This is a genomic window from Rhizobium sp. 007, assembly GCF_015353075.1.
GTDB lineage: Bacteria > Pseudomonadota > Alphaproteobacteria > Rhizobiales > Rhizobiaceae > Rhizobium.
Genome location: NZ_CP064189.1, coordinates 243,443 through 264,865 on the forward strand (window position 1 = coordinate 243,443; position 21,423 = coordinate 264,865).

Below are 21,423 nucleotides of genomic sequence, written 5' to 3' on the forward strand. Positions count from 1 at the left end.
CTGCAATACTGTATCGGCAGTATTGCAACCACCTTGACTTCGTCTGGCTTCCAGTGAGCGTGATCAAGGGACCATTTCTCCTTATCCATGCGCGTTCGTAGGTGAACGCGCATATACCGTGCCAAAGGAGAAAGTCATTTTAGAACAATATGGTGGCGTTAACACTGCTATGTCGCATGTTCGACATTGTCGGACATCGGACAACGCGGAATTGTCGGACATCGGACAACGCGGACCCGCCAGCCGCAGCTCCTTCACCAAGCGGTTCTGATTCAATCTATTTCGATCAGGATCTCAAATACGCCAAACCGATTACATTTTTGGAAATAAGTAGCTCTAGGAAAAAGGTGCAATTTGCCTTCTGCACGTATCCTGAACGGGCGCGAATATCAATTTCAACGTCTTGGAATTCAAGAAAGTCATTATATAGTGGAAAATACGCCTTATATACCGCCTCCTTCAAAACAAAGAGGTCCCGCCGTTGGAGCATACGCAAGTCGTACATGCGTTGCTCCCTAGGAGTTGCAATCAATTCAATCAAGTTCTCCGGAAGAAGTTCATTTGGTTCGATGTCGATGCCAACCGTTGCAATCCTTTTCTTCCCTGCAATAGTGGCTGCTGCTACTGTATCGTGATGAGCCAAAGAGCCAACAATGCCGGCTGGCCAGGTCGGAATACCCGACCGCGTCTTTAGGATAGGCATCGGTGGAAATCCTAGTTCGCCGAGGAGTGTTCGGGCGATGATTCTTGCAGCACCGCTTTGGCGACGGACTTTCGCAACAGCGCGTCCCAGCGCAGCAACTTCGGATGCGAACAAGGCGGCCTCGTCGGTGCGTTCTATCGGACGAATGCCGACGAGGATGTTCTGTTGATCAAGCGTTATAATGTCCACCTATTTAGGCCCCTTTGAGGTTTCCGAATGGGTATCTCAGCCAACGTAGCTAGCTGTGAGTGAGACACAGGCGATGTCACGTCCAGCAAGTGCAGTTGGCTCGGAGTAGACGCACGATAGGTTGTGTGCGTCAAGTTCTGCAAAATTGCCCCGATCCGCCGGCGGGTTTTCAGGACGTCCCGGGCGACAGTCAGTTCATGCGTCGGGGCGCGAACGTCGTGGTTAGCGTCGTGCAGCACCAGGTCCTCGAGGTGCACCAGCTCGCCGTCGATCCACAGCGAGGCGCAGGCGTCCGTGAAGTGGGATCGTTCGACAAAACCCTGCCCGACCGGCGAACGAGAGATCCGTTCGTCGAGACGCGACAGCGCGATGCCAGCGCCCGAAATCGGCCGCAGCAGTACGTGGGGCCGATTGGGTGGGAACGCCGGTAGAAACCGGCAAGGAGTAGATGGTGAAAGTCCATTACGATGAAGGACTAGCGATCCACATTGGCCCCGAGTCATGCGCGGGCAGTCGTGAGGCTGTACGTGAAGTGTTGACAGGGGAGCATGCAGGCCAGCCATTGAGCCGCGAAAGACTGGACATTTCGGGTGCCGACGCTTTCCACCTATGCGGAAGGCAATATGAACGGACACGTTATCGCAAGTGGCCGTTTGACCTGGCGCGGTCGGAGACCCTGGCATGCATAGACGCTTCTTGCACGGGAACCGGGAGGCCTCGTGATTGGCCAGTATGGCTTGGCCACACTGGTCCGCATCGGGAAGGTGAGGAACCGTAGCCGATGATGCACGATCACGAGGAGTCTGATTCCGCCATAGTAGCGATGAAGCCTGCGAACAAAACCGGCCTGCCGGTGGCGGAGCAGGGGGAGCGAAGGGCGGGAACCGAGAGGAATGCGGATCAGCACAGCACGCGCCGGGCACAGGACCGGGAAAGTGTGTCCCATGAGCTGGACCGCATACGGCAAGCCGCAAGGCAAAGGAAGAAGGAGAAGTTCACCGGGCACTGTAAAGTTATCAGCGGATTGATGCAGCGATAGCTGGCCGGGACGGCTGTCAGGCTGCGGCGACACACGCGATTTTGTTCCAGATTGCATGGCGGCGTTACGCAGGTCTCGATGTTGAGCCGATGACAGCGTATTGCGGGGAAAGTGGAACAGGTTGGCAATCGGATCATGGATGGAAACGAACCGCTGAAGCTGGCGTGCCGACTTGAAGCGTTTCATGGTCCTTTCGCGTCGTCGGGTCGGCTGGTGCGAATTTTCCGCTCGATTATTGAGGCCTTTGTGCGACCGGTGTTCGACACCGGGCATGAGGTCGCGCCTGGCGGCATCATAGGACCGGAGCTTGTCGGTGATCATGACCCGTGGTGTCCGCCCTTGAGCCTTCAGCAACTTGCGCATCAGGCGCTTTGCCGCCTTGGCATTTCGGCGGCTTTGCACCAGCACTTCGAGGACGAAGCCGTCCTGATCGACGGCACGCCAGAGCCACTGCTTCTTGCCATTGATCGCCACCACACATTCGTCGAGATGCCATTTGTCGCCCAGGCAGCCGGCCGACCGTCGCTTGATCTCCCGGGCGAAATGCCGTCCGAATTTCTCCGCCCAGCTTCGAACGGTCTGATGCGTGACGATGATACCGCGGGCCGCCAGCATGTCCTCAACCATGCGCAGGCTGAGCGGAAAGCGAAAGTAGAGCCATACCGCGTGCGCAATGATCTCGGCGGGAAAGCGGTGGCGACGATAAAGCGGATCACGAGCAACTTCTGACATGGCCCATGTACGCACATCTTCATCAGCCGTCAGTTAACTTTACGGTGCCCTTCTGGACCAGATCGGTGGCCCCGTCGAGAAGTTCATTGCCGACGGCGCCTATGATGGAACGCCAACCCGAGATCTTCTGGCGACACGCTTTGGTGAGATCGTGGAGGTCATTATCCCACCTCCCAAGACTGCCGTTGCCAGCCCTCAATCGGTGCTGGTTCCATCTGTCCGCGATCGCCATATTGCAGAAATCCAGACCAAAGGGCGGATGGCATGGCAGAAATCCACCGGCTACAACAAGCGCAGTCGCGCTGAGACCCAGATGGGTCGATGGAAGGCTGTGATCGGGCCCAAACTCAAAGCGCGACATTTTGACAATCAGAAGACTGAAGCGAAGATTGGCGTCCGTGTTCTTAACCGGATGACAGAACTTGGCCGGCCCAAGTTCGAGCGCGTTGCATGAAAAATGCAGTGGATAGGGTTGCCTCGTCCAAAGTCTGATCCATGCAACAGTGCTGGTAAATACCGGCTCTATAAGGCCGTTTCGTCCGCGACTACGAACAGCACACGACGGGGCTGCCCCTAACCGATACGGGTATCGGCCGCCGCATGTCGAAAGGAACCCTACTACCGTACACACAAATAGATGTACATTTGAGCGCCGGGAGTGTATGGTACATCCCCGTACACACAAGGATGATGCCATGCACACCACCAAAGCTTTCAAGAACGGAAATTCCCAGGCCGTGCGCATCCCGGCCGAACTGGCCTTCGACCGGACCGATGTCGAGTTGGAGATCGAGCGTGTGGGCGACGAGCTTCGCATCCGTCCGGTGCATCGCTCCCTGGCCGGCGTTCTGGACGTCTTTGCCCGCTTCTCGCCGGATTTCATGCGCGACGGAAGAGAGCCCCATGAGCAAGGCGAGCGGGACAAGATCTGATGCCACGCTACATGCTCGATACCAATATGTGTATCTACCTGATGAAGAACCAGCCGGAGCAGGTCGCCCGCCGCTTTGCCAGTTGCTATGTGGGTGACGTTGTGATGTCCGCCATCACCTTCGCGGAACTCGAGTACGGAGTTTCCGTATCCGATGATCCAGCGCGGGAACTCGATAATCTTGCAGCCCTGGCCGAGCTGATCACGGTAGAGCCGTTCGGGATCGCGGCAGCGCGTGCCTATGGTCCGGTTCGTCTGGCGACTCGGGACCGGAAGAAGGATCACCTGGACAAACTGATCGCTTCGCATGCAATCGCATTGAACACCGTGCTCGTTACCAACAATACGCGAGACTTTCTGGCGTATCCCGGACTGAGGCTCGAAAACTGGCTTGACGCCTGAGGCGGCGTTGTTGCGTGGATCACCCGGCGACTGATATTGAGCGGTGGTTTTCAGTCTCCTAATCCGGATTTCGACGATGCCGCACACGTTCAATGCCGATCGGCGGGACAAGATTGCCAAGCAGAAATATCAAGTGACGAATTGGCCGGCATATAATGAAAACCTGCGTCAACGTGGTGATTTGACCATCTGGGTGAAGGATGAGGCCCTGTCTTTATGGACGGCGCGGAGGCGGACATCGCGGGGTGGTCAGCCGAAATACTCGGATCTGGCGATTACGTTGTGCTTGACGCTGCGCGTCGTCTACGGGCTGGCGCTACGCCAGACCCAAGGCTTGATGCGCAGTGTCGCGGCGCTGATGGGGTTCGATATTGCCGTGCCTGACTTCTCCACCCTGTCTCGCCGGAGCAAAGGGCTGGCGTTGCCGTCGACAAAGTCCCGAGCCACAACATCAGGTCCGGTCCATCTGGTTGTCGACAGCACCGGCTTGAAGGTCTTCGGCGAGGGCGAGTGGCTGGAAAACAAGCACAAAACCAAGGCCAAACGCAAAAGATGGCGCAAACTGCACCTTGGTCTCAATCTTGTCAGTGGTGAGATTGTTTGTTCCGATCTGACCGTGGATGGTGTCGGCGATCCGACAGCGTTACCAGGACTTCTGGACCAGATCGGTGGCCCCGTCGAGAAGTTCATTGCCGACGGCGCCTATGATGGAACGCCAACCCGAGATCTTCTGGCGACACGCTTTGGTGAGATCGTGGAGGTCATTATCCCACCTCCCAAGACTGCCGTTGCCAGCCCTCAATCGGTGCTGGTTCCATCTGTCCGCGATCGCCATATTGCAGAAATCCAGACCAAAGGGCGGATGGCATGGCAGAAATCCACCGGCTACAACAAGCGCAGTCGCGCTGAGACCCAGATGGGTCGATGGAAGGCTGTGATCGGGCCCAAACTCAAAGCGCGACATTTTGACAAACAGAAGACTGAAGCGAAGATTGGCGTCCGTGTTCTTAACCGGATGACAGAACTTGGCCGGCCCAAGTTCGAGCGCGTTGCATGAAAAATGCAGTGGATAGGGTTGCCTCGTCCAAAGTCTGATCCATGCAACAGTGCTATGCCGATGGGCCCGTAGTTTTGCAGGATTTCGTCTTGATTTTTGGAGCTCGAAGCATCTGGTGACATTGGCGTTCCTCACTTGCATCATGCAATCATTGTTCTATTCATGTGTCGCGAGCGCGTGCTTCACGCGAAGCACGGTGGCCGTTACAGTCACGAACACTAGCGGGATCGACCCGAGCATCAGCAGCGGGCTTACTTCCCATCCGGTGTGTTGACATGCCTCGAAGGCCGTTTTGATGAGACTGATGAGGTAGTAGCTGATGGCAATGATCGAGAAACCCTCGACCGCGCGCTGGATCTTCACCTGGGTCGCCGCCCGTTCTGCCACCGACTGGAGCTGGACGGCATTCTGGAACTCGATCTCGACCTGGATGCGGGTCTGGAGCAGGTTCAGAAGATGCATGGTGGCGCCGGACAGCTGCTCAAGCCTATGGGCTGCAGCCTCGCAAGTGCGAACTGCTGGTTTGAAGCGCCTTGTGATGAACACGCCAAATCGTTGGAAGCCCGGCACATGTGCCTCGCGCAGCTCGCTGATGCGTTCCTCGACAATCTTGGCGTAGGCTACGGTCGCGCCAAAGCGGCTGCGGGTTTCCGCCGAAGCGGTGATGATGGCGGCGGAGAATTCCGAGATTTCGTTGAGCAGGCTCTTGTGCTGGTCTGCCGGCGTCGACTGATTGCGGTCTGCCAATTCTCCAAGCCGGGCATCGAACTCGGCAAGCTGCGGCGCGAGACGCCGAGCAAGTGGCAAGCCAAGCAGCGCCATCGAGCGGTAGGTCTCTATCTCGTAGATCCTGCGGACCATTCGGCCGAGCCGATAGGCGTTCAAGTCCTTGTTGAACAGCAGTGTATGGCTCCATCCATTTGAACGAACCCGGAAGTCGGAGCATACTTGGCCAGCCCCTGCCCCGATCATTGACGCAGCGCTGACGCCAAACCCGAATTTTGACAGGACGTCTCCCAGTTCATCCGGGGCAGGCCCTATCACCAGGATACTGACCTGACCGACGACGGATGCCGAGGGGAGCTCCAGCAATGCCAAAATGTCGGAAATCACCAGCGTCGGCTCCGGCCATTGATCCGGTCCGTGGTCGAGCATCGTCACGCGTGTGACGGTTACGAACTCTGTATGGTATTCCACACGCGTCCTTATAAGGTCCGTGTCATGCTTTCCGAAAGATATGCAGCCGCCAGTTTGTCTGGCAGGCGGCTGAGACGGGATCAGAGCGACGTGCTCGACAAGCGCAGGTCCGGAGAAGTAGATGGACGGCCGCGCATGGAGCTCGGCCGTGAAATCCGCTGTCGTCGGCTGATCCGCATCTCCTGTCAGCATGCCGCGCCCCTCGACCTAAATCCCGATTGCCTCATAGGCTTCGGCGATCTGCCGGATCGAGGCGACATACGCCGCGGTGCGGTAATCACCGAGCTCCGGTTGCTTCTCGATGAGATCGCCGATGCGTGCCCAGGTGCTGCGCATGACGTCTTCGAGGCCGGAGCGGACAAGATCGATCTCGGCGCCGCCTTCCAGGAACTCGTCTCGGATATCGGCGGGGAACTCCTTGCCGGTCATCCGCTCAAGCGCAGCCGCGATCGTCTGGTTGCGCCGCTCGCGCCGGCGCCGCTCCATCAGCCCGAACGGAATGTGTGTCAGGTTCTTGACCCACTCGAAGTAGCTGACGACGACACCGCCGGCATTGACGTAGAGATCGGGAAGGATGGTGACGCCGCGGGAGCGGAGGATCTTGTCGGCCTCGAAGGTGACGGGACCGTTGGCCGCTTCGACGACGAGATGCGCCTTGATGCGCTCGGCATTCCCGGCATGGATGGCATTTTCCATTGCCGCCGGAATGAGAACGTCGCAGCGCTGCTCGATGCCGGTCATATCGCCGGCAAAGGACCTGGCGCCTTCGAAGCCAAGTATGCTGCCGGTCTGGATCTGGTGCTGCTTGAGGGCTTCGATGAGAAGACCTTCGGGGTTGGCGACATAGCCATCGCGCTCAGCAACAACGGTGACGCGTGCGCCGTCCTCTTCCGAGAGGAACTTGGCGGCGTGATAGCCGACATTGCCGAAGCCTTGAACGATGAACGACGCGCCCTTCAGGTCGCGCCGGCCCTCCAAACCTTTCGTGCGGGTATCGCAAAGATAGCTCTGGATGGCGAACTGCACCCCTCTGCCCGTCGCTTCCGTTCGCCCGGCAATGCCGCCCTTGGACAAAGGCTTTCCGGTGACGCAGGCCCGGGCATTAATGACATCCGTCGGATTGGCGCGACGGAACTCGTCGACCATCCACGCCATCTCACGCTCGCCGGTACCAATATCGGGAGCCGGAACGTTGACGCCCGGTCCGATCAGGCCACGCTTGTTGAGTTCCTGAGTAAAGCGGCGGGTGATGCGCTCGAGTTCCTGCGGTGTCCACTCACGTGTATCGATCTTCAGCGCGCCTTTGGAGCCACCGAAGGGGACGTCGACGAGCGAGCACTTCAACGTCATCAGTGCGGCCAGCGCCTCGACCTCTTCAGCATCCGCATTGGAGGCGTAACGAATACCGCCCTTCACCGGTTCGCAGTGCTCGCTGTGGACCGAGCGCCAGCCGATGAAGCTGTACATGCGGCCACGTAGCCGAACACCGAAGCGGACCGTATAGGTCGAGTTGCACTGGATGATCCGTTCAGCCAGTCCTTCCGGCAGATCAAGAAAGGACATGGCATGACGGAGGTTCTGGTCGACGCTTTCAAGGAAGCTGGCGGAATTCATCGGACAATGCTCGTTGGGGTCTGCTGTTGTTGTGAACGACTGCCGGGTTGCCAAGCCCACCCCGCGAAGGGTGAGCGCAGCCCGCGTTCAGAGCGACACGCCCGACACCATCAGCGCCGGGCGCCCGAAGTCATGACAGGGACTAGACCGCCTTCTTCAGACGCATGGCCTCAGGGTCGTAAACCCGGCCAAAGCGATTGTTCAGGAAATCTGCGAGCGCGACTTCCTCCTGCCGAACGAAGCCCTTCTGAGGCAGTTTTCCATCGGCGAGGAGGTCGAGAACCGTCGTGATGCCGGCCGCCGTCGTGATCTGGATCGCGCTCATCGCCTTGCCCGCGACGACACCCGAATAAACCTTGTTGGCGTAGGTTTCCTGCATGTAGCGGCCATCTTTCCAGCCACACACGGTGACGAAGATCACGACCACGTCCTGCATCGTGGCCGGCAGAGCGTTTTCGAACAAGTCCTTGAGCACGTCCCGGCGGTTCTTGAGGTTGAGGTCGTTCAAAAGCGCCTTGATGATCGCCTGATGGCCGGGATAGCGGATCGTGCGGTAGTTCATCGTCCGGACGCGCGCCTCCAGCGTCTTCGCGAGCGTGCCGAGACCACCGGAAGTGTTGAACGCCTCGTAGGTCACTCCGTCGAGTGAGAACTCTTCGCGCTCTTCCATTGCTGGAACCGTGACGAACTTGCCCTCGACAATCGCTTCGCACGGCTCGATATACTCGTTGATCAGCCCATCCGTGCTCCAGGTCAGATTGTAGTTCAGAGCGTTTGAGGGATATTGCGGCAGTGCGCCAACGCGCATGCGCACGCTATCCAGCGTGTCAAAGCGCTTGGCAAGGTCATTGGCGACAATCGAGATAAAGCCGGGCGCGAGGCCACACTGAGGGATGAAAGCAACATCCGCCCCCTTGGACAGTTCCTCGACCTTCTTCGTCGTTGCGACATCTTCCGTTAGGTCGAGGTAGTGCACGGAAGCCTCCAGTGCAGCCTCGGCGACTTTGCCGGTCAGATTAAATGGCGCTGCGGACAGAACGGCGAACTTCCCGCGAAGTAGCCCAACGAGCGCCACGTTGTCGGTGATATCAACAATCTTCCCCGAAATTGCGGAATGCTTGTCGAGCTTGTCGAGCTGCGCCTGATCGCGATCGGTTACGACAACATTGTAATCGCCGGTCTCGGCCAGCATTAATGCGATGGCGCCACCGATTTTGCCTGCGCCAATGATCACTACATCCTTCATTTCAGTCCCCTTCGCTTCAGAATTTCAATGTTGATAGTTTGAAGGGGTGAGACAACATATCATAGGGTCACATTGCTATTTTTGTTTGCTTGTTTTAAGCACTTCGCCGTATCGGATTGTCTGAATGCCGGGGTTCCAATGAATGTAACGGAAAAAGACCGGGAACTGCTCGATTTGCTTGGTGAAAATGCACGGGCGCCCGTGGCAAGCCTTGCCAAAAAGCTCGGTTTGTCGAGAACGACCGTTCAGGCCCGACTTGATCGCCTGGAGCGTGAAGGGGTCATTGCCGGATATAACGTTAGACTGTCCGATGCGTATCAATCGGGTCTTGCGAAAGCCCATGTCATGATCACGCTCGCGCCAAAAGTCTTATCACAGGTTTGCGTTTCGCTGCAGGCAATCCATGGTGTGAAATCACTGCATTCGGTGAGCGGCACATTCGATCTGATTGCGGTTCTCGAGGCTCCGTCGATTTCGGAACTTGATCAACTCGTCGATAGGATCGGAATGATCGATGGCGTTGAGCGAACGCTTTCCTCGATCATCATGTCCACCCGGCTAAGCCGCTGAACACATCCAGCTAAATGCGCCTCGCCGCTGATTACAACGCCAGTCTCTATGCGTTGCGACCGACAAGGCGTTCTATGACTTGAAGGGGATGCTCCAGAACAACGGCCTCAAGGATCTTGACCTGCGACCGGCAGGAATATCCAGTGACCATGACAACGTCCTCTTTTTGTCGACCTGCGATCGGAGACTTCCAACTCATTTCGTAGAGCGCTTCCGATAGTCTTCTGTTGCGCGTCTCGTGCCCAAACGTGCCCGCCATCCCGCAACACCCCGTCTCGGCAACTGCGAGTTCAATACCGAATTGCGCGAATACCGCCTTCCACTGCCCGATGGCGGCAGGCGCGTTGGTTCTTTCCGTGCAATGGAGCATGAGCGTGTAACGCGTACCTTCGATGGCTTTGGCCGGACGTTGCTCTGCTAGAACATTTGCCAGCCACTCTTGCGGCAGGGCGACATCGGCACCCAAGGGCTTGCCGGGCAGCGGGCTATATTCGCTGCGGAAGGCAAGTGTCATTGAAGGATCAATGCCGACTAATGTTACGCCAAGATCAGTAAGCCCTTGCAGGTAGGCGGACGTTTCTCTTGCCGCCTTTTCAAAGCGGGCCAGATAGCCATGCACATGCAGCGCTTTCCCGTTGATGTGCGGAGCGGCAAGCAAAGGCTCATACCCCAGCTTGCGGGCAAGGCTGATCGCCGCAAGTGCGACATCCGGATCGAAATAGGAGGTGAAGACATCCGGCACGAAGACGACTGTCCGGGACAGTTTTTCATTGGCGAACCCTGTCAAGTCCTCGGCATGCGCAATGGCCACTCCCAGCCGTCTGGCTTCCTTGCGCAGCGAAACTGCGGGCAAAGGTGGGAGTGCCGTCAGCCCAGCCAGGCGCGTCAGAGCCTTGCCAGGCACAGTGCCTGCGACGAGGTTGTAGAGCGGTCGGACACGCGCCATCATCGGCAGCATTGTCTCGATGGATGCAACGAGCGGGTCCTTGAGGGGACGTAGATAGCGGCCATGGTAGATCTCCAAAAACTTGGCCCGGAAAGAGGGGACACTGACCTTAACAGGACATTGCTCGGCGCAGGCTTTGCAGGCGAGGCAACTGTCCATCGCCGCCTTGACCTCATGCGAGAAATCGCCAGCGTTTGTCGGGGTGAATGAATTGAGGATACGGCGCGGCAGTTGCCACAGACCGACGGCTTTACGCAGACGCTCCCCTTCCCTACCGGGATCGGTACCCTTCTCCGCCAGAAGCCGCAGCCATTCGCGCATCAATGACGCACGGCCCTTGGGCGACTGACGCCGATCCCGTGTCGCCTTGTAGGAAGGGCACATGGGACTTCTTTCATCGAAATCAAAACAGGCACCATTGCCATTGCAATAGGCGGCATTGTCGAACGCGGCGCGGATCTCGTGCCCGATAATCCTGTCGAAATCGCCGCGGAGCGGCACCTCATCGATCTTCAGCAACGGTCTTCCATTGATGCTGGTGATCTTGCCTGGATTGAGCCGGTTTTGCGGATCGAAGGCGCGCTTGATGTCCTGCAGGCAAGGGTAAAGGTCTCCGAAGAATTCCGGCACATATTCCGACCGCACGCCCTTGCCATGCTCGCCCCATAGCACGCCGCCATATTTGCGGGTGAGCGCCACCACCGCATCGCTAATTTGGCGAACCAGGGCTGTGTGATCCGGTCGAACCAGATCAAGAGCCGGGCGGACATGCAGCACGCCGGCATCGACATGGCCGAACATGCCGTAGGACAAGCCTGCCCTATCAAGAAGATCGCGAAACTCGCGGATATAGGCAGCCAAATGCTCAGGCGGCACGGCGGTGTCCTCGACGAACGGCACCGGCCGAACCGAGCCTTCGACATTACCGAGCAGGCCCACCGCGCGCTTGCGCATGGTCCAAATCGCCTCGGCATCGGCATGGCCGCGCGCCACCGTGAACCTCAGCTGGTTTGCACCGGGCCGCGCCTCGAGCGTGGTAGCGACCTCCGCGATCTTTTGCTCAAGCGCGTCGCGGTCGTCAGCCAAGATTTCCACGATGTTGATCCCGTTAGCCGCCCGCTCCCCGTCGGCGGGAAAGAAACGGCCAATGTCGCTCCACACAATATCGCCCTTGGCAAGACCAAGAACTTTCTCGTCAACCGTTTCAACCGAGGCGACGCCGAGCGCTACGAGGTTGCGGGCATCTTCCAGCGCGGCATTGAAATCGCTGTAACGGATGTTGATGAGCGCCACCTCGGCGGGAAGCGGCATGAGATTGAGTTCGGCCTCTGCAATCAGAGCGAGGGTTCCCTCCGACCCGCACAGCACGGCGGTGAGGTCGAAAAATCCATCCTGCTGTCGCACATGCGCCAGATCATACCCGGTCAGGTAGCGGTTGAGATTTGGGAAGACCTCGGCGATCCGTTCCTGCTTTTCCCGCGTGATGCGCTCCACGGTCCGATGCACGTCACCAATGCGGTCGTCGCGTGTGCAGATCTCGGCAAGCTCACCGCTTTCCAGGGGCCGTGACCAGAAATCCGTCCCATCCGTCAGCACGACCCGCAGGCCCAGAACATGGTTCGACGTCTTGCCGTAGAGGCAGGAGCCCTGCCCGCAGGCATCGGTGGAAATCATACCGCCGATCGTCGCCCGGTTCGAGGTGGAAAGCTCCGGCGCGAAGAACAATCCATGCGGCTTTAGCACCCGGTTCAGCTGGTCCTTGACGACGCCCGCCTCAACGCGCGCCACCCGCCGCACCGGATCAATTTCGACAATGCGGTTCATGTGCCGTGAGCAATCGACCACTACGCCATCGGTCAGAGACTGGCCGTTGGTGCCTGTGCCACCGCCGCGCGGGGCAATGACGATGGTGCGGAAAGCTGGCTCTGAAAGGGTGCGGGCGATGATTTGCAGGTCTTCCGCATCGCGGGGAAAGACAATCGCCTGCGGCTCCATCTGATAAATGGAATTATCCGTGGCATAGACCGTGCGGGAGGCCGCCCGCGTTTCAATATCGCCGCGAAAGCCCGCCTCGATCAGATGCTCGAAGAAGGTGACAGGAGCGTCAGCGACGGAAGCTGGGCGATCGAGGCGTGGAATCATGACGGGAGAATTTATCCTTTCAGAGCAGCACAAGCCTGTTCGATGCGGTTCAGCGCTTCTACCAGTTCCGCCTCCGATGTCGCGTAGGAAATGCGGAAGAAGGGGGAAAGACCGAAAGCAGAACCGGGCACCACAGCTACCTGTGCGTCTTCCAGGAGGTAGTCAGTGAAGTCAGCATCAGTCGCGATGGTCTTTCCTTTCGGAGTGACCTTGTTCAGTATACCGGCGCAGCTCGAAAACGTATAGAAAGCCCCCTCGGGTGTGCGGCATTCCAGACCAGGAATGGCGTTGAGTCGACCGACCACCAGATCGCGACGTCGCTTGAAACTTGTCTGGCGGTCCTTCAGGAAATCTTGCGGACCGTTGAGCGCGGCAATAGCAGCTGCCTGACTGATCGAGCACGGGCAGGACGTGGCTTGGCTTTGGATGACCGCCATGGCCTTGATCAGCGTCTTGGGGCCACCGGCATAGCCGATACGCCAGCCGGTCATCGCATAGGCCTTGGAGACACCGTTGATTGTCAACGTCCGCTCTTTGAGCTTCGGCTCAAGTGCCACCGGTGTGACGAACTCGAACCCGTCATAGACGATATGCTCATACATATCGTCCACCATCAGCCAGACATCCGGATGGCGTAGTAGAACTTCGATCAGCGGTTGGTAATCTGCGGGACTACAGGCCGCGCCGGACGGATTGGACGGCGAGTTCAACAGCAGCCAGCGGGTTTTCGGCGTGATCGCCTTTTCGAGTTGTTCAGCCTGAAGACGAAACCCGGCCGCAGCATCACATGGCACAAGAACGGATGTGCCGCCGCACACTTCTACAATATCGGAATAGGAGGTCCAGTAGGGTGTGGGTATGATCACCTCGTCGCCCGGATCGATGGTTGCCATGAAGGCGTTGAACAGGATCTGCTTGGCGCCGGCGCCGACGGTCACTTCGTCGATAGCGTAGTCAATGCCGTTCTCGCGCTTGAACTTGGTGGAGACCGCCTGCTTCATAGCTGGAGATCCGTCGAGCGCGGTGTATTTGGTCTCACCGGCATCAATGGCTGCCTTCGCGGCCTGCTTGATATGGTCCGGTGTGTCGAAATCCGGCTCGCCCGCGCCGAGAATGATGACGGGCAAGCCCTCTTGCTTCATCGCCGCGGCTTTGGCGCCAATTTGCAGGATTTTCGAAACGCCGACAGAGGCGAGTCGCGCGGCGGGCCGAAAGCTCGCCTCCCCAACGTTCATTGAGATCGTCATGGCGTCGAGCCCTATTCAATATCGAAAGAGACACCCTGCGCGAGCGGCAAGGATTTCGAATAGTTGATGGTGTTGGTGGCGCGGCGCATATAGGCCTTCCATGCGTCGGAACCGGACTCACGTCCGCCGCCGGTCTCCTTTTCCCCGCCGAAAGCGCCACCGATTTCAGCGCCGGACGTGCCGATATTGACATTGGCGATGCCGCAATCCGAACCATCCGCCGCCAAGAAGCGCTCGGCTTCGCGCATGTCCAGTGTGAAAATCGACGAGGAAAGACCTGCACCCACCGAATTGTGATCGGCCAGAACGGCGTCGAAGTCGCTGTATTTCATCACGTAGAGAATGGGTGCGAAAGTCTCATCCAGCACCGGGCCGTCATGCGCCGGCATTTCGACCAAGGCAGGCTTCACATAATAGGCGTCCGCGCTACCCGCGTCTATCCGCTCGCCGCCATGCACGGCGCCGCCGTGCGCCTTGGCCTCGGTGATCGCTTTCTGCATCCCCTCAAAAGCCAGCTTGTCAATCAACGGACCGACCAAAGCGCCGTCCAGCGGGTTGCCGACGGAAACGCTGGCATAGGCCTTCTTCAGACGCGGCACGAGTTGGTCATAGACGCTTTCATGGACGAAGAGACGGCGCAGCGTGGTGCAGCGCTGGCCGGCGGTGCCCATCGCGCCGAAGGCAATGGCACGCAACGCCATGTCGAGATCGGCGGAAGGGCAGACGATGCCACCGTTGTTGCCACCAAGCTCAAGGATTGCGCGGGCAAAGCGCTTGGCAAGGCGCGGTCCGACCTCGCTGCCCATCCGGGTCGACCCGGTTGCAGAAACCAGCGGCACTTTCGGGTGATCGACCAAAACCTCGCCAACGGTGCGGTCGCCGATCAGCACTTGTGCCAGGCCCTCCGGCGCATCGCCGAAGCGCTTCAGGGCGCGATCGAGGATGGCCTGCGCGGCAAGCGCGGTTAGGGGCGTCTTTTCGGAAGGTTTCCACACCACGCTGTTGCCGCAGACTAAGGCAAGGGCGGTATTCCAAGCCCAGACGGCAACGGGGAAGTTGAAAGCGGAAATGATCCCGATGACACCGAGTGGATGCCAGGTTTCCATCATGCGGTGGCCGGGGCGTTCGGTGGCGATCGTCAGGCCGTATAGCTGGCGGGACAAGCCGACCGCGAAATCGCAGATATCGATCATTTCTTGCACTTCGCCGAGGCCTTCGGACGGAATCTTTCCGGCTTCGATGGACACGAGACGTCCGAGATCGGCCTTGGCGGCGCGCAGTTCCTCACCGAACAGCCGAACCAGCTCGCCACGCTTCGGGGCGGGCACCAGGCGCCATGCGCGAAATGCAGTATCGGCGCGCTCGATAGTCTCGGTGGCCTCCGTTGCTGAAACGGTTTTCAGGCTACCGGTCTGCTCGCCGGTGACGGGAGAGAAGGAGCTAAGGTTACCGCCCATATAGGTGGATTTGTCCACGCCGAGGCGGTCCAGAACGGCAGCAGCTTCCGCTTTGAGGGAGAGGTTTTCAGGAACAATGTTCATCTATGGAAACTCCAGGAGAAGGTTGGTTCGGCCGGCTACTCGGCTGCGGCACGCTTCTGAAGCGCGTTGAGGCAGGCTTCGAGCGACGTCTTTTCGATACCCGCGTAGTGATCGAATTCGTTCAGGACTTTGGCGCCGAGATCGGCTTCGAACCGCTTCTGGTTCGGGCTCGCTTCAAATTCCTGCTGCGCGCCGTCGCCCAGATTTGACTGGAAGATTCCGGCGGCACTGACGGGCAGAAAGTCTTCGTAGACGACGGGATCGAAGCGGATAAAGCCTTCGGCGATCAATGTATCGAGATCGAACGACGCCGGAGCCGTATGCTCCGCCTTTTCGGTCAGCGCATAAGTGAAGTAGCCGAGACCTTGGGAGCGGATCGACGCCCAATCATCCGGAAAAGCCTTGAACGTCTCGGCAAGCGCGGTCTCATAGGCAGCGGCATTAGAGCCATCGGCGGCAGGACGTGCGATCTTGCGCGTGTCATCGAGCAGCTTGTCGTAAAGGGCGCGGCCAGTCGGGGTCAACGCGACACCGCGCTGCTCGATCTCGCCGAAGCGGGCCGTATGGGTGCCAGCCTGCCAGCCCCCCTCGCCATCCTGGAAAGAAACCGGCTCTTCCAGAGCCTTGAACGAGGTCTGGCGCAGTAGGATCGGGCATTTGCGTGTGGGCGGACCTTCGACCACAGCCTTGGGCGCAACGCCATATTCCGGCATAAGCGCTTGCACCTTGTCGATGTCCAGGGTGCGGGGCGTTAGGTGGTTGATGTGCGGCCCCTTGAACGACACGACATCCGCTATCAACCGGTGGGCGTCGTGCAGGCGATGGTACATGGAAAGTTCGACATTAGCCTTTTCGTGCCAGCGGAAGGTCTCCAGTACTTCCGATACGAAACTGGCTGCATCTTCCTTTCCGAGCCCGCCTTCCCTCTCCGCCTTTTCCGTCAGGGAACCGGCGTCAGGCGTGAAGATCTGGCGCTCGGCAAGAACGGCCTGCGCCTCTTGCCGCAGGGCTTCGTCCGCGATCAGGTCGAGGCGCAGGAGCGAGGTAAACACGCGGAAGGGATTGCGCTTGAGCGCCTCTTCCCCAACCGGCCGGAAAGCCGTCGAGTGAACAGGAACAGCCGCGGTCGACAGATCATAATAGCCGACCGGATACATTCCCATCACCGCGAAGATGCGACGCATCATTGCAAGCTCAGCTGCGGTGCCGAGCCGGATGGCCCCGTGCCGCTCCTCGGAAATGCGCTGCAAGTTGTCAGTCGCCTCGAGACGGGATTTCAGCTCCGGATAGCTGGCCAGCGCCTGTTGGTTCACGCGAGCGACCAGCTCCATGAGCGTGCCATATGCCGGAACTTCTTCTCGATACATTGCGGACATCGCACTCGAAAACGAGGCCCGGATGTCGCTTGCGGAAACCTTCTCGGTCATGGTGGAAATTCCTGTGGCTAGCGCTTATCATTCATTTTCATCACCGTAACCCGGATTCTCGTGGCCGTGTTGTGAGGTTTCCTGTTAAATTAATGAGAGATTGGAATATATATGCGCAGAGCCTTGATCCCGGACATCGTAAATCTGCAGGCATTCGAATGCGCTGCGCGTCACGAGAACTTCTCCAGGGCTGCTGAAGAACTCAATCTCACCCAGGGTGCCATCAGCAGGCAGATAGCTGAACTTGAGCTGCAAACTGGACTGCGACTATTCGAGCGCATCAAACGTCGTGTCGTGCTTTCCGACGCAGGACAGAAACTGCTGCCTGAAGTCAGGCAGTTGCTAGTGCAGTCTGAGCGCCTGATGATTGGAGCCGTAGCAGCCGGGACCATGAGCTCGTCCCTGCGAATTGCCACACTGCCGACTTTCGGGGCCAAGTGGCTTGTTCCCAAGCTCGGAAGGTTCATTGCCGATCATTCTGACGTTGCTATATCCGTTGAGTCACGCTCGAGCCCGTTCAGTTTCGCCGAGGAGAATTTTGATCTGGCAATTCATTTCGGGCAGCCCACATGGGCAGGTGCAACCGCCACGTTCTTGTGTAACGAGACCGTTTTGCCTGTTGCAAGCCCGGCTTTTCAAGAGGGAACTCGTGCGGCAACGAACGATCCTTTTTGCATTGCGCAATTGTTGCATTTGACGACAAGACCAAAACTCTGGTCTGACTGGTCCGCCCATCACGGCATACCGATTCCTCGCGCGTATCAGGGTCCGCGGTTTGATCAATTCTCGATGATCATTTCGGCCGCGATCGCGGGCCTTGGAGTCGCTCTCCTCCCTACATATTTAGTTGAAGATGAGCTTGCCTCCGGCATGCTGGCCCCGTTTGTCCCCCTATCAATGCAAACGGAGAATGCGTACTATGTCGTTCGCCCCGAGCAGAAGCGCACGCTAGGGCTGGCAGTGCAGTTTCAGGATTGGCTTCTTCGAGAAATCAATAGATCAAACTCTATCGCCACTCTGGTGCCAAATATTTCATGAGTCCCCAACAAGATGCCGCCGCGAGCAAAAGCCGCTATCTCGTTAGGGAGTCTCCCTAACTAACGACAGGTCGAAGCCAAAAAAATGCAATGACGTAGAGGTTCGTATTGACCTGGCACCAGTCGCACTGGCATCGACACCTCCTACGAGAAGGTGTCGACAGATTTCCAAAACAACCTTGACTCAATCCGCCAAAGCGGTGCCAGGTACATGTATTCGTCTCATGCTCGATGCCGCCAACTGCAAGCTTAAAAAGGGCCAGAGCTTACTTCAAAATGGCTTATTTCAACGGGGCAAGGTCAAGGTCATTGTGACGATAGTCTCGGTTGAAGAAGAGGCTCTGAGTGGAAGGATGTCCGGTCAACTAGCTCGGCCATACCTCAACCCCTTCCGATGAAGCGATGTGTCGAAGCTAAATTCCTGGACCCGTCCAGATCAAAGGGCGACGTTTGATCCACGATTGCGACGCCGCAGTTAGTTCAGCATGACGCAATCCTCGGGTTTCCAAGACACCGTTACCGAGGTGCCACCCGTAAAGTGGGGTTGTCCTCGATTTTGCCGCTTGACGATGATGGTTTCGTCACCGCACCGAATGTGGTATCTGGTCATCTCACCAAGGAAGAGCACGTTCTCGATGACGCCGGCGACGGAGTTCAGTGCCTCGGAATACGTTGACACAGGGGTGATGTCGATATGCTCTGGGCGAACAAAGAGCCAGCCATCGTCACCCTGGGACTGACCTGTCAGTTGTGCTGAGCAGGTAGAAATCCCTGCCATCGTGACCTTGCCCGCTCCGTTTTCCGCCTCATCGACGCGACAGGGAATCATGTTCGATTCTCCAACGAATGACGCGACGAAGCGGTTTTTGGGCTTACTATAAAGACTTTTGCTGTCATCTACCTGCACGAGCCGACCTTCGTTGATCACGGCTATGCGGTCGGACATTGTTAGCGCCTCGTCCTGGTCGTGAGTTACGAAGACAACCGTCATGTTGAGTTCTTTCTGAATCCGCATGATTTCGATCTTCATGTGCTCACGCAGATTCCGATCCAATGCCCCGAGCGGCTCGTCCATGAGCAGGATGCTCGGATTGAACACGATCGCTCTGGCCAAGGCGATGCGCTGCTGCTGACCACCTGATAGTTGGTTGGGATAGCGGCTACTGTACTGATCCATTCTGACGAGTTGCAAGGCCTTTGCGACCTTTTCCTCGGCGTCTTTGCGAGGCGCCTTCCGGACGGTGAGGGGGAAGGCCACGTTTTCTGCGACCGTCATATGCGGAAAGAGCGCATAGTTTTGGAAGACCATGCCAATACCACGCTCGTAAGCGGGAAGATCGACGATCGACCGAGTGCCCAGGAAGATGTCACCTGATGTCGGCGTTTCGAATCCGGCGATCATTTTGAGCGCGGTCGTTTTGCCAGAGCCCGATGGTCCCAGGAACGTTACGAACTCCCCCGGCTGGATGTGGAGATCGAAGTCTTTCACCACATGCAGAGGGCCATAGAACTTCTGAATGTTTTTCATTTCAAGGCTAGTGGACATATCAGTCTCCGATCATTCGGCCGCACTGGCCGCAGTGCGCTTTTCGTGACGCGCGCGGATCAGTTGTACTGTAATTATCGATGCCGTAACGAGCACGACGATGAGAGTGGATGCTGCGCTAAGAAGCGGATCGATCTGATACTTGATATCGGCCCAGAACTTGATTGGAAGCGTCGGTGTCTGACGCCCCAGAAGGAAGAGGCCGACAAGAAGTTCGTCGAACGATGTGAGGAACGCGAGCAGGCTTGCCGTGAGAAGAGCCGGCTTCAAAATCGGAAGTGTCACCAGGCGAAGCACCTGATGCGGCCGAGCGCCATGGACTGCGGCAGCCGGTTCAAGCGAGGCGTCAAAGTTCCTTAATGCGGCGGCCATGACCACTATGACATAGGGCACGGACAGCAACACATGTCCGATCACCAAACCTGCGAAGGTTCCCAGGATTTTCAGACGAGCCTCGAATACATAGAGGGACGTCGCGATGATTACGACCGGGACCATAAGAGGAGACAGTGAGACCAGGAAGAGCATCGTCTTAAACAAGAACTTCGTGCGCACGAGCCAGAAGGCGCCCATGGTCCCAATGATCGTAGCGACGAATGCCGCGGCGATCCCGAGTTGGATCGAGAAGAAGAAGGACTGGTGCCAGTCCGCAGCATTCGCTAGCTTCTGCCACCATTGCAGCGAGAAACCCGGGGGAGGAAACACCACAAACGGCGAAGAGCTAAATGAGAGAATCACCACGACGATCAAGGGCGCTGTGAGGAACATCAGGATCGCGACCGTGTAAGCCCAAAGCCAACCGCCATTTTTGGTGAGCAGGGGTCTTGTGACTGCATGGGTGCCTCCCTCAATAACGGCGACGAGCGGACCAAGCATTCGCTTTACGCGCTTAAGCAGGCGCGCCGCAGCACGAGGCTCCCTATCGGGCGAGCTTGTCGCCGACGACCAGATCATTTCGAGGGGAATGAACAAGCTCGCGACGAAGAGGATTGCGATCGTGACGAAAAGCAGGACCATGGACGAAGCATATCCGAGTTCAAAGTTCAGAAGCGTCGTCATCTGATCTACGATGAGTTGCGAAATCATCGTGTCGCTCGGTCCACCGAGGAGAGCTGGCGTGATGTAGAAGCCGATGGCGGTGATGAAAATCAGGATGCCCGCCGAAAATACGCCCGGCAGCGTCATCGGCAGATACACGCGAAGGAAGGCTTGAACGGGTTTCGCCCCAAGGATCTGTGCCGCATGCGCGTAATCGTGGTCGATACGTGCCATTGCTGAATACATCGTGAAGATGGCCATCGGCACGAAGACGTGCGTCATGCCGACTACAACCGCGAAAGTGGTGTTCAGAAGCTGGAGAGGCGCGCTGATCACGCCGAGCCAGATCAGCGCGTTATTTATGATCCCTTCACGCCCCAGAATGATCATCCAGGCATAAGTCCGGATCAAAAAGGCTGTGAAGAGAGGGATCAGAATGAGGACGCCCAGAATGGACAGAGAGAGCGACCGAACCTTGGTCAGGAGATAGGCTACCGGGTAGCCCAGTAGAAGCGAGACCACGGTGACAATAAGCCCTACGCGGAGCGTATGAAGGAGAATGTTGAAGTTCGCGGCACTGGCAAACACGCGTCCGTAATGCGCGAAATTCAGCTTCGTACCTTCGAAACTTCCCCAGAAGATGTAGGACAGCGGAATGACAAGGAACCCGATCAACAAGACGAGTAGTGGAGTGGCTGCAACAACGCCACCCATTTTTAATTTACCGTCTGATCGTTTCATCGGTTTTTGTCTTTCGGCCAGCCCCTCCGACGCTGAAGCGACGGGATTAAGATTTGCCACGTCCATGATGGCTTTCTC

The 21,423-nt window shown here is 57.8% G+C and carries 15 protein-coding genes and 3 pseudogenes; 6 read left to right on the forward strand and 12 right to left on the reverse strand.

Annotated elements, in window-relative coordinates; genetic code table 11:
* Positions 1 to 286: 286 nt before the first annotated feature.
* The 3 genes and pseudogenes from ISN39_RS32655 to ISN39_RS32660 all read right to left on the reverse strand — a co-directional run.
* Positions 287 to 892, reverse strand: coding sequence for a 4'-phosphopantetheinyl transferase superfamily protein (locus ISN39_RS32655; protein WP_022719486.1), 606 nt, complete (start codon positions 890 to 892; stop codon positions 287 to 289).
* Positions 893 to 1,044: 152 nt separating this feature from the next.
* Positions 1,045 to 1,290 (reverse strand): annotated as a pseudogene (locus ISN39_RS37115) (hypothetical protein); the annotation flags it as partial.
* 746 nt (positions 1,291 to 2,036) lie between these two features.
* A pseudogene (locus tag ISN39_RS32660) lies at positions 2,037 to 2,663 on the reverse strand (IS6 family transposase); the annotation flags it as partial.
* Positions 2,664 to 2,712: 49 nt separating this feature from the next.
* Here ISN39_RS32660 and ISN39_RS32665 point away from each other — a divergent pair.
* The 4 genes and pseudogenes from ISN39_RS32665 to ISN39_RS32680 all read left to right on the forward strand — a co-directional run.
* A pseudogene (locus tag ISN39_RS32665) lies at positions 2,713 to 3,117 on the forward strand (transposase); the annotation flags it as partial.
* A gap of 241 nt (positions 3,118 to 3,358) precedes the next feature.
* Positions 3,359 to 3,595, forward strand: coding sequence for a type II toxin-antitoxin system VapB family antitoxin (gene vapB, locus ISN39_RS32670; RefSeq protein ID WP_194732119.1), 237 nt, complete (start codon positions 3,359 to 3,361; stop codon positions 3,593 to 3,595).
* Positions 3,595 to 3,996: a type II toxin-antitoxin system VapC family toxin gene (locus ISN39_RS32675; protein ID WP_194732120.1), complete on the forward strand. Its 402-nt coding sequence runs from the start codon at positions 3,595 to 3,597 to the stop codon at positions 3,994 to 3,996. Before vapB ends, ISN39_RS32675 begins: the two co-directional genes overlap by 1 nt.
* Before the next feature lie 76 nt (positions 3,997 to 4,072).
* Positions 4,073 to 5,053: an IS5 family transposase gene (locus tag ISN39_RS32680; RefSeq protein ID WP_194732121.1), complete on the forward strand. Its 981-nt coding sequence runs from the start codon at positions 4,073 to 4,075 to the stop codon at positions 5,051 to 5,053.
* A gap of 156 nt (positions 5,054 to 5,209) precedes the next feature.
* Here ISN39_RS32680 and ISN39_RS32685 read toward each other — a convergent pair whose 3' ends face one another.
* The 3 genes from ISN39_RS32685 to ISN39_RS32695 all read right to left on the reverse strand — a co-directional run bounded on the left by ISN39_RS32685 (position 5,210) and on the right by ISN39_RS32695 (position 9,110).
* On the reverse strand, positions 5,210 to 6,442 hold the full coding sequence (locus ISN39_RS32685) for a DUF3422 domain-containing protein (protein ID WP_194732122.1): 1,233 nt from the start codon (positions 6,440 to 6,442) through the stop codon (positions 5,210 to 5,212).
* 15 nt (positions 6,443 to 6,457) lie between these two features.
* The gene (locus tag ISN39_RS32690; RefSeq protein ID WP_194732223.1) at positions 6,458 to 7,813 is read right to left on the reverse strand and encodes a Glu/Leu/Phe/Val dehydrogenase; all 1,356 of its coding nucleotides are present in this window, start codon (positions 7,811 to 7,813) and stop codon (positions 6,458 to 6,460) included.
* 193 nt (positions 7,814 to 8,006) lie between these two features.
* Positions 8,007 to 9,110, reverse strand: coding sequence for a saccharopine dehydrogenase family protein (locus ISN39_RS32695; RefSeq protein WP_194732123.1), 1,104 nt, complete (start codon positions 9,108 to 9,110; stop codon positions 8,007 to 8,009).
* Positions 9,111 to 9,248: 138 nt separating this feature from the next.
* On the opposite strand from ISN39_RS32695, the gene ISN39_RS32700 reads away from it, so the two are divergent.
* Positions 9,249 to 9,680, forward strand: coding sequence for an Lrp/AsnC family transcriptional regulator (locus ISN39_RS32700; RefSeq protein WP_194732224.1), 432 nt, complete (start codon positions 9,249 to 9,251; stop codon positions 9,678 to 9,680).
* 46 nt (positions 9,681 to 9,726) lie between these two features.
* Here the strand turns inward: ISN39_RS32700 and ISN39_RS32705 are convergent, their stop codons facing one another.
* Genes ISN39_RS32705 through ISN39_RS32720 form a run of 4 tightly spaced genes read right to left on the reverse strand, consistent with a single transcriptional unit; the run spans position 9,727 to position 16,983 of the window.
* Entirely contained in the window at positions 9,727 to 12,768 is a 3,042-nt protein-coding gene (locus tag ISN39_RS32705) for an FAD-binding and (Fe-S)-binding domain-containing protein (RefSeq protein WP_194732124.1), read from the reverse strand.
* An 11-nt stretch (positions 12,769 to 12,779) separates the two neighbouring features.
* Positions 12,780 to 14,015 carry a pyridoxal phosphate-dependent aminotransferase gene (locus ISN39_RS32710; protein WP_194732125.1) on the reverse strand — a complete coding sequence of 412 codons (1,236 nt, stop codon included), beginning with the start codon at positions 14,013 to 14,015 and terminating at the stop codon, positions 12,780 to 12,782.
* 11 nt (positions 14,016 to 14,026) lie between these two features.
* Positions 14,027 to 15,556, reverse strand: a complete 1,530-nt coding sequence (locus ISN39_RS32715) for an aldehyde dehydrogenase family protein (RefSeq protein WP_194732126.1) — start codon at positions 15,554 to 15,556, stop codon at positions 14,027 to 14,029.
* Between the two features lie 35 nt (positions 15,557 to 15,591).
* The gene (locus ISN39_RS32720) at positions 15,592 to 16,983 is read right to left on the reverse strand and encodes a VOC family protein (RefSeq protein ID WP_194732127.1); all 1,392 of its coding nucleotides are present in this window, start codon (positions 16,981 to 16,983) and stop codon (positions 15,592 to 15,594) included.
* 105 nt (positions 16,984 to 17,088) lie between these two features.
* Here ISN39_RS32720 and ISN39_RS32725 point away from each other — a divergent pair, with 105 nt between their 5' ends.
* Positions 17,089 to 18,021 (forward strand): LysR family transcriptional regulator, encoded by a 933-nt coding sequence (locus ISN39_RS32725; RefSeq protein ID WP_194732225.1) that lies wholly within the window; start codon positions 17,089 to 17,091, stop codon positions 18,019 to 18,021.
* Between the two features lie 474 nt (positions 18,022 to 18,495).
* Here ISN39_RS32725 and ISN39_RS32730 read toward each other — a convergent pair whose 3' ends face one another.
* Together ISN39_RS32730 and ISN39_RS32735 are read right to left on the reverse strand one after the other, a co-directional pair.
* Positions 18,496 to 19,566, reverse strand: a complete 1,071-nt coding sequence (locus tag ISN39_RS32730) for an ABC transporter ATP-binding protein (protein WP_194732128.1) — start codon at positions 19,564 to 19,566, stop codon at positions 18,496 to 18,498.
* 12 nt (positions 19,567 to 19,578) lie between these two features.
* Positions 19,579 to 21,411, reverse strand: a complete 1,833-nt coding sequence (locus tag ISN39_RS32735; RefSeq protein WP_194732129.1) for an ABC transporter permease subunit — start codon at positions 21,409 to 21,411, stop codon at positions 19,579 to 19,581.
* Between the last annotated feature and the right edge of the window lie 12 nt (positions 21,412 to 21,423).

Bases quoted from the DNA above. Each gene is read 5' to 3' on its own strand.
- vapB (WP_194732119.1), top strand. From the start codon at position 3,359: ATGCACACCACCAAAGCTTTCAAGAACGGAAATTCCCAGGCCGTGCGC.
- ISN39_RS32675 (WP_194732120.1), top strand. From the start codon at position 3,595: ATGCCACGCTACATGCTCGATACCAATATGTGTATCTACCTGATGAAG.
- ISN39_RS32680 (WP_194732121.1), top strand. From the start codon at position 4,073: ATGCCGCACACGTTCAATGCCGATCGGCGGGACAAGATTGCCAAGCAG.
- ISN39_RS32685 (WP_194732122.1), bottom strand. From the start codon at position 6,442: ATGCTGACAGGAGATGCGGATCAGCCGACGACAGCGGATTTCACGGCC.
- ISN39_RS32690 (WP_194732223.1), bottom strand. From the start codon at position 7,813: ATGTCCTTTCTTGATCTGCCGGAAGGACTGGCTGAACGGATCATCCAG.
- ISN39_RS32695 (WP_194732123.1), bottom strand. From the start codon at position 9,110: ATGAAGGATGTAGTGATCATTGGCGCAGGCAAAATCGGTGGCGCCATC.
- ISN39_RS32700 (WP_194732224.1), top strand. From the start codon at position 9,249: ATGAATGTAACGGAAAAAGACCGGGAACTGCTCGATTTGCTTGGTGAA.
- ISN39_RS32705 (WP_194732124.1), bottom strand. From the start codon at position 12,768: ATGATTCCACGCCTCGATCGCCCAGCTTCCGTCGCTGACGCTCCTGTC.
- ISN39_RS32710 (WP_194732125.1), bottom strand. From the start codon at position 14,015: ATGACGATCTCAATGAACGTTGGGGAGGCGAGCTTTCGGCCCGCCGCG.
- ISN39_RS32715 (WP_194732126.1), bottom strand. From the start codon at position 15,556: ATGAACATTGTTCCTGAAAACCTCTCCCTCAAAGCGGAAGCTGCTGCC.
- ISN39_RS32720 (WP_194732127.1), bottom strand. From the start codon at position 16,983: ATGACCGAGAAGGTTTCCGCAAGCGACATCCGGGCCTCGTTTTCGAGT.
- ISN39_RS32730 (WP_194732128.1), bottom strand. From the start codon at position 19,566: ATGTCCACTAGCCTTGAAATGAAAAACATTCAGAAGTTCTATGGCCCT.
- ISN39_RS32735 (WP_194732129.1), bottom strand. From the start codon at position 21,411: ATGGACGTGGCAAATCTTAATCCCGTCGCTTCAGCGTCGGAGGGGCTG.